Annotated in this window: 4 protein-coding genes and 1 pseudogene; 4 read left to right on the top strand and 1 reads right to left on the bottom strand. The window is 68.4% G+C overall.

Translation table 11 applies throughout. The annotated features are described in order from the left end of the window. Positions 1 to 2,090: RICIN domain-containing protein (locus ACWC2T_RS45370; protein ID WP_450676141.1), on the bottom strand; the 2,090-nt coding region annotated here is incomplete at its 3' end. Between the two features lie 320 nt (positions 2,091 to 2,410). On the opposite strand from ACWC2T_RS45370, the pseudogene ACWC2T_RS45365 reads away from it, so the two are divergent. From ACWC2T_RS45365 to ACWC2T_RS45350, 4 genes and pseudogenes are all read left to right on the top strand, one after another. Further along, positions 2,411 to 2,820: pseudogene (locus ACWC2T_RS45365) on the top strand (substrate-binding domain-containing protein); the annotation flags it as partial. 296 nt (positions 2,821 to 3,116) lie between these two features. Then, on the top strand, positions 3,117 to 4,472 hold the full coding sequence (locus tag ACWC2T_RS45360; RefSeq protein WP_351208778.1) for a beta-1,3-glucanase family protein: 1,356 nt from the start codon (positions 3,117 to 3,119) through the stop codon (positions 4,470 to 4,472). A 409-nt stretch (positions 4,473 to 4,881) separates the two neighbouring features. Beyond that, positions 4,882 to 5,988, top strand: a complete 1,107-nt coding sequence (locus ACWC2T_RS45355) for a lectin (protein WP_351208777.1) — start codon at positions 4,882 to 4,884, stop codon at positions 5,986 to 5,988. A 27-nt stretch (positions 5,989 to 6,015) separates the two neighbouring features. After that, the coding region (locus tag ACWC2T_RS45350; RefSeq protein WP_450676140.1) for an NPP1 family protein at positions 6,016 to 6,694 on the top strand (679 nt) is incomplete at its 3' end.

Raw genomic sequence — 6,694 nt, 5'->3', positions numbered from 1 at the left:
ACGGAGGGGTTGTCGCGGAGGTAGGCGTAGACACCCACACCCCATGCCTCGTGTGAGGTGACCGAGTTGGCGACCTTGTAGGAGGCGTAGCCGAGGTCGCCTCCGCTGGTGGTCCAGGCGGACTGGTCGGGGACGTCGTAGGGGGTCTCGCTCTGGTAGAAGTACGTGCGGCCGCCGTTGCCGTTCCAGGTGGTCTGGTACTTCTGGTAGTGCTCGACCGCCAGGCCGTACATGGTGACGTTGTTGCCGTTGACGATCAGTCCGCCTGCGGCCGGGTTGGTCGTCCAGCCGACGCCGTTGGTGTGGTCCGCGCGCCACAGCCAGAGGTCGTCGCCGATGACGTCGTTGCTGTTGATCACCAGTGTCTGGGTGGCCTTGCCGGCGATGTCGCCGCCGATGCGGAAGAACACGTCGTGCAGCACGATCGGGTCGGCGGTGTGGCTGGCAGTCGAGCCGGTCGGGCCGACCTGCATGAGGGTGCTGGAGTTGGTGGTGTTCGCACTGATGAGCAGCCCGGCGATGTCGATGCCGTCGGCATCGGCGGTCGTGATCGCCGTGACGCCGTTGTCCGGGACGAGGGTGGCCAGGCCCAGGCCGAGGACGACGGTGTCGGGGCGGGTGATGTTGAGCGGGGCGGACAGGTGGTAGACGCCCGGGGTGACGATCAGGTTCTTGCCGGCGGCGAGCGCGTTGTTGATCGTCGTGGCGGTGTCACCGGGCTTGACGATGTAGAACTGGCTGATCGGCAGCGAGGTGCCCGGGGCGCTGCCGTTCGTCCAGTCCGGGCCCTGGACATTGGTGCGCACCGAGGGGACGAACACCTGCCAGTTGCCCGAGCTGTCGACGTAGATGAACGGCTTCTCGCGCATCACCGGGCTCTGGGCGACGGTGGTGTACTGCGGATTGGGGAAGCTGGTCGCCGGGGCGCCGGTGTCGCCGACGAAGACCATGTTCCAGTTGTGCCCGGTCCAGCCGCCGTTCATGGCGGTGTCCTGGGTGAGGAACTGCTGCTGGGTCCCGGAGTTGATCTGGCCGGAGACCCGCGAGTCGCCGATGTAGCCGCCGCTGGACCAGTTGGTGCTGGTGCCGTGGGTGTCGTCCCACAGCTTCATGCTGCCGTGCACGTCCATGCGCCGGAACGGGTCGGCCTGCGAGACGGCCCACATGGTGCTGCCCGAACTGGGGCTCACCGACATGTTCTCGGTATCGCGCCAGAAGTTCTGGGTGGCGTTGCCGTCGCTGGTGTGACCCTCGACGTGCACGCCTCCGCCGGTGATGGACACCTGGTCCGGTGACAGGCCGAGTCCGGCGACCTGGGTGTAGTAGCCGACGGGTATGTCGACGTTGTAGGTGCCGGGGGTGAACAGCAGGGCGTTGCGCTGGGTGCCGAACTCGTTGTTCTGCTGGGTGCTGTAGACCTGGTTGATCTTCGACTGGATGGTGGACGTCGGCATCGACGGGTCGAACACCGTGACGTTGGGGCCGAAGTCCGGGGTGCCGGCCGGCGGGGTGATGCCGGCGGACAGCGAGAAGGACTGGGCGGCGGTGCCGTTGCAGGTGTACTGCTGCAGCTGGACGCTGTCGGCGGTGGACGCGGACGGCACATCGAGGCACTTGCCGCTGTTGCGGTTGACGAAGTGGTACGTCCCGGAGGCCTCCGCGACCGGCAGCCACTGCTGGTTGGCGCCGCCGCCGTAGAGCCACAGCTGGGTCAGCGCGCCGTCGGCGGTGGAGACGCCGGTCTCGTCCCAGACCTGGTCCGGCGCTGAGGCCACGCCGATCCGGTAGTAGCCGCTGTCGGTCGGGGTGAACTGCCAGGACTGCGCTCCGGTGCCGTTGCAGGCGTACTGCTGCACGGCTGTGCCGTTCCCGGTGGCACCGCCGCTCGCGTCGACGCACTTGCCGCTGCCTGCGTTGACGACGGCGGTGGGAGCGGTGGGGATGCTCGCGGCGGCGGCACTCGGGGCGGTAGCCAGCGCGATACCGGCGGCGGCCGGCAGCACGAAGGCTGTCGTGAGGGCGGCCGTGCGTCTGCGCCGACGGGGTGCGCGGACGCGCGCGGCGGGAACGGCGGCGGGAACGTCGGTCACACGTTTCTCCTTGGTCGCGATGTGGGGGCGCGATGCGGATCGGACGCTAGGGGCAGCCCGCCCGGCCGTCAATACATCAAAATATAAGGCGTGAATTATCTTGGTCATCGGTGGGTTCGGTGAGGGCCCCCAGGGGAGGTGTGGTCCGCCGCGTCCCGTGGCTGGGCCGACCAGGGGCAGTGTCGGATCGGCCCTCTTGGGGGCGAGGCGCAGAACCGGGGATCGTCGTGCACGGGTACGTCGGGGCGCGACGGAGTCCTTCGCGGACACCCCGGCCGCTGCCCGCACCTCGGCACCCTGCTCGACGCGGGCCTCGGCCATGCGGCCCGTTGGACGTAGCGGCGAGCCGGGAACGCCTGGCCGGGTTCCGCGACATGCTCGCCCCTCACGGCCGCCCGAACGTCCCACTCGCCGAGGGCGGCTTGACCTCGACAGCGGTATCGCGGCCATGTCGGACTGCTGGACCGCCACCCGGACGCGGACGGCGTGTTCGCAGCCAACGACCTCATGGCCCACGGCGCCTGCCAAGTGCTGCGCCGGCGCAGCCGCCGGGTGCCCGAGGACGTGGCCGTCGTCGGCTTCGACGACGCCGGTATCGCTGTCACCTGCCGTTCTCGACTGGCCACGTCCGCCGGCCGGTTGAGGAGAGGGCGGCGGAGCTGACCCGCTGCTCGACGAGCACACCCACGGCGCACTCACAGACGCGACGCCGGTCGTCTCCGAGCCCTGACTGGTGGGTCGCGAGTCGGCGTGACGGCGGTTAGGTCCATACCGGATGCGTCAAGGGATGTAAGCAGAGTCCGACTTGGGGCTGATCGGGCGGTCGGAAGCCGAATGCGCCGGACGCGCCATACGCGACACCGGAGGCGAGATCAGTGCCGTGTCGTCGACAGGGCCGCAAACCCGACTGATTTCGGCTTCAGTTGTTGACGGCTGACACCGGTAGGACTACAACCCGAGAGAGCGCTCTCATGTCTGCTGTTGCTCCATCCCCACGCATGCCGGACCGGCTTGAGGAGACCCCACATGCAGAGTTCCGCCGGCGCACCCACCCGCAGACCGCCGGTCGGCGCCGCACGCCCACGCGCGGCCCTCGGCCTGGTCGTCGCCCTGATCGCCGCCTGCTTCGCAGTCCTGGCACCGACGCCCGCGCGCGCCGCCGACCAGTTACTGTCCCAGGGCAGGCCCGCCACCGCCTCCTCGACCGAGAACGGCTCCTTCCCCGCAAGCGCGGCGGTCGACGGCAACACAGGCACCCGCTGGTCCTCGGCCTTCTCCGACCCGCAATGGCTGCGGGTCGACCTCGGATCCGTCCAGCAGCTCAGCCGTGTCACCCTGAACTGGGAGGCCGCCTACGCGACCGCCTTCCAGATCCAGACCTCCACCGACGCCGGCACCTGGACCACCGTCTACTCCACCACCACCGCCACCGGCGGAACGCAGGACATCGCCATCTCCGGCAGTGGCCGCTACGTCCGCCTCTACGGCACCGCGCGGGGCACCCCGTACGGCTACTCCCTGTGGGAGTTCCAGGTCTACGGCCCCGGCGGCACCACCCCGCCGGACGACTTCTGGGGCAGCACCAGCGACATCCCCCCGGCGAGCAACGCCGTCGAGGTGAAGATCCTCAACCGCACCAACGGCAAGTATCCCGACAGCCAGGTGTACTGGAGCTTCAACGGGCAGGTGCACTCCATCGCCGAGCAGCCCTACCTCGACATGCCGGCCAACTCCGCGGGCCGCATGTACTTCTACCTCGGTTCGCCCAACAGCCCGTACTACGACTTCATCGAGTTCACCGTCGGCAACAATGTCTTCAACGGCAACACCACCCGGGTCGACGCCTTCGGCCTCAAGCTGGCCATGCGCCTGCACAGCAAGGACGGTTACGACGTCGAGGTCGGCGAGAACCGGCAGACCTTCGCCGAGGACCGCGCCACCACCTTCCAACGCTTCACCGACGCCGTTCCGGACCAGTTCAAGGTCCTGGCCCAGGCCCAGGCCCCGTACCGGATCATCGCGCCCGGCAGCGACCCCAGTTTCCGCGCGGGCGGCGCCAACGCGAACTACTTCACCGCCTACGCCCAGTCAGTGGGCGTGAACGCGGCCACCTCCGACATCTTCGGCTGCGCCGCCTCGCTGGCGGGCAATCCCGACATGTGTGCCGCCCTCAACCGCCACGTCGCCACCCTGCCGGCCTCCGAGCAGTCCGACCCGGCCCAGTTCTACACGGCGGCACCAGCCAACTACTACGCCAAGTTCTGGCACGACAACGCCATCAACCACCTCGCCTACGGCTTCCCCTACGACGACGTGGCGGGCCAGTCCTCCTTCATCTCCCACGCCGATCCGCAATGGCTCCTGGTCGCCGTCGGCTGGTAGCCGATCCGGTGGCACGGACAGCGAACGCATGCTGATCCCCTGACTGGCGGGTCCGGCGGGTCGCACGACCCCGCCGAACCCGACGGCCCCGTATCCGTCGCCCCCGCATGCCCCGTTCCCCGGACGGAGGGCGCAAGGTGGGACCACCCAGCACACCGATCACACCAGATCGCCCGACAACCGCCCGAGTCGCAGAGGCTTCCGCGCTCTCGGCGCCACCGTCGGCGCGACCGCGGCTCTTGGCCGTCTGCCTGTCAACTACCTTTTCACTAGGCTTACTTCACTACTTGACGAAAGCAGTCGCCCCCCTTTAGGTTCTCGGGTCAGCCACGCGTTGTACGACGCCTCCCTCCGTTCATGAAGTGAGGCGTCGGCCGCCACCCCCCATGTGAAAGGCCACCCCCCTCTCATGGCCCGATCCCTTTCCACAGCCGCCCTCACCGCCGCACTGGGTCTCTCCGCGTGCCTGCTCACCGCAGCCCCCGCCCAGGCCGACACCGGGGCCATCACCGGGCTCGCCGGCAAGTGCCTCGACGTCGCCGGGGCCAACTCGGCCGACGGCACGCCCGTCCAGCTCTACGACTGCAACGGCACCAACGCCCAGCAGTGGACGGTCGGCACCGACGGCACCATCCGCGCCCTCGGCAAGTGCCTCGACGTGACCGGCAATTCGACCGCCGACGGCGCCAAGGTGCAGCTGTGGTCCTGTACCGGCGGCGCCAACCAGAAGTGGACCGTCACCGCCGCCCACGACATCGTCAACCCCCAGGCGGACAAGTGCCTGGACGTCACCGACAACAACTCCGCCAACGGCACCCGGACACAGATCTGGAGCTGCAGCGGCGGCGCCAACCAGAAGTGGAACGCACCCGCGAGCGGCGGCGACAGCACTCCGTCCGGCTTCGTGGTGAGCGAGGCGCAGTTCAACCAGATGTTCCCGAACCGGAACTCCTTCTACACCTACAGCGGACTCACCGCGGCCCTCAGCGCCTACCCGGCCTTCGCGAACACCGGCAGCGACACGGTCAGGAAGCAGGAGGCCGCCGCCTTCCTCGCGAACGTCAGCCACGAGACCGGCGGACTGGTCTATGTCGTCGAGCAGAACACCGCCAACTACCCCACCTACTGCGACTGGGGCCAGCCGTACGGCTGCCCCGCCGGACAGGCCGCCTACTACGGCCGCGGACCGCTCCAGCTCAGCTGGAACTTCAACTACAAGGCGGCGGGTGACGCACTCGGCATCGACCTGCTCAACAACCCCTGGCAGGTGGAGAACAACGCCTCCGTCGCCTGGAAGACCGGCCTGTGGTACTGGAACACCCAATCGGGACCAGGCAGCATGACCCCGCACAACGCCATGGTCAACAGCGCCGGATTCGGCCAGACCATCCGCAGCATCAACGGCTCCCTCGAATGCGACGGCAAGAACCCGGCCCAGGTGCAGAGCCGCGTGGACGCCTACCAGCGCTTCACCCAGATCCTCGGGGTTTCACCGGGCAGCAACCTGTACTGCTGACGCCGGCCGCCCCGACAAGGAGCCGTAATGCCCAACGTGAAGTCCCTTGCCAGGGCCCTGCTCGCCGCACTGGGCGCCATGACACTCGCCGTGGCCGTTCCGGCGAGCGCCCACGCGAACGTCCTGCAGTTGCTGCCGCAGAACGCCGACGGCCTGGAACAGACCTTCTCCCCCGCCTACGACTACGACGGCGACGGCTGCTACGCCACCGCCGCCATCGGCGCCGACGGCACCATCAACCCCGGTCTGAAACTCGGCGGCGACGTCAACGGCCACTGCCACGACTACGCCCAACTCGCCAACGCCAACACCTACTCACGCGAGAAGTGCAACAACGGCTGGTGCGCCGTCATGTACGCCAGCTACTTCGAGAAGGACCAGGCCACCTACGGCCCGGCCGCCATCGGGCACACCCACGACTGGGAACACGTCGTCGTGTGGATCAACAACAACGAGGTCCAGCACGTCTCAGTGTCCCAGCACACCAGCTACCAGGTGGCCGCCCGCTCCGCAGTCCGCTTCGACGGCACCCACCCGAAGATCGTCTACCACAAGGACGGCCTCTCCACCCACGACTTCCGCTTCGCCAACAGCAACGACGAGCCTCCCGAGAACGTGACCGGCGGCTGGTTCTACCCCCGCCTGGTGGGCTGGAACGGCTACCCAGCCGACTTCCGGGACAAGCTGATGAGCGCCGACTTCGGCG

This window comes from Streptomyces sp. NPDC001393 (genome assembly GCF_053597455.1).
Note: the sequence above shows the minus strand (reverse complement) of the source record. Positions and strands in the feature narration are given on the sequence as shown.

Excerpts from the sequence above, each read along its gene's own strand:
- ACWC2T_RS45360 (WP_351208778.1), top strand. The coding sequence starts at position 3,117 with ATGCAGAGTTCCGCCGGCGCACCCACCCGCAGACCGCCGGTCGGCGCC.
- ACWC2T_RS45355 (WP_351208777.1), top strand. The coding sequence starts at position 4,882 with ATGGCCCGATCCCTTTCCACAGCCGCCCTCACCGCCGCACTGGGTCTC.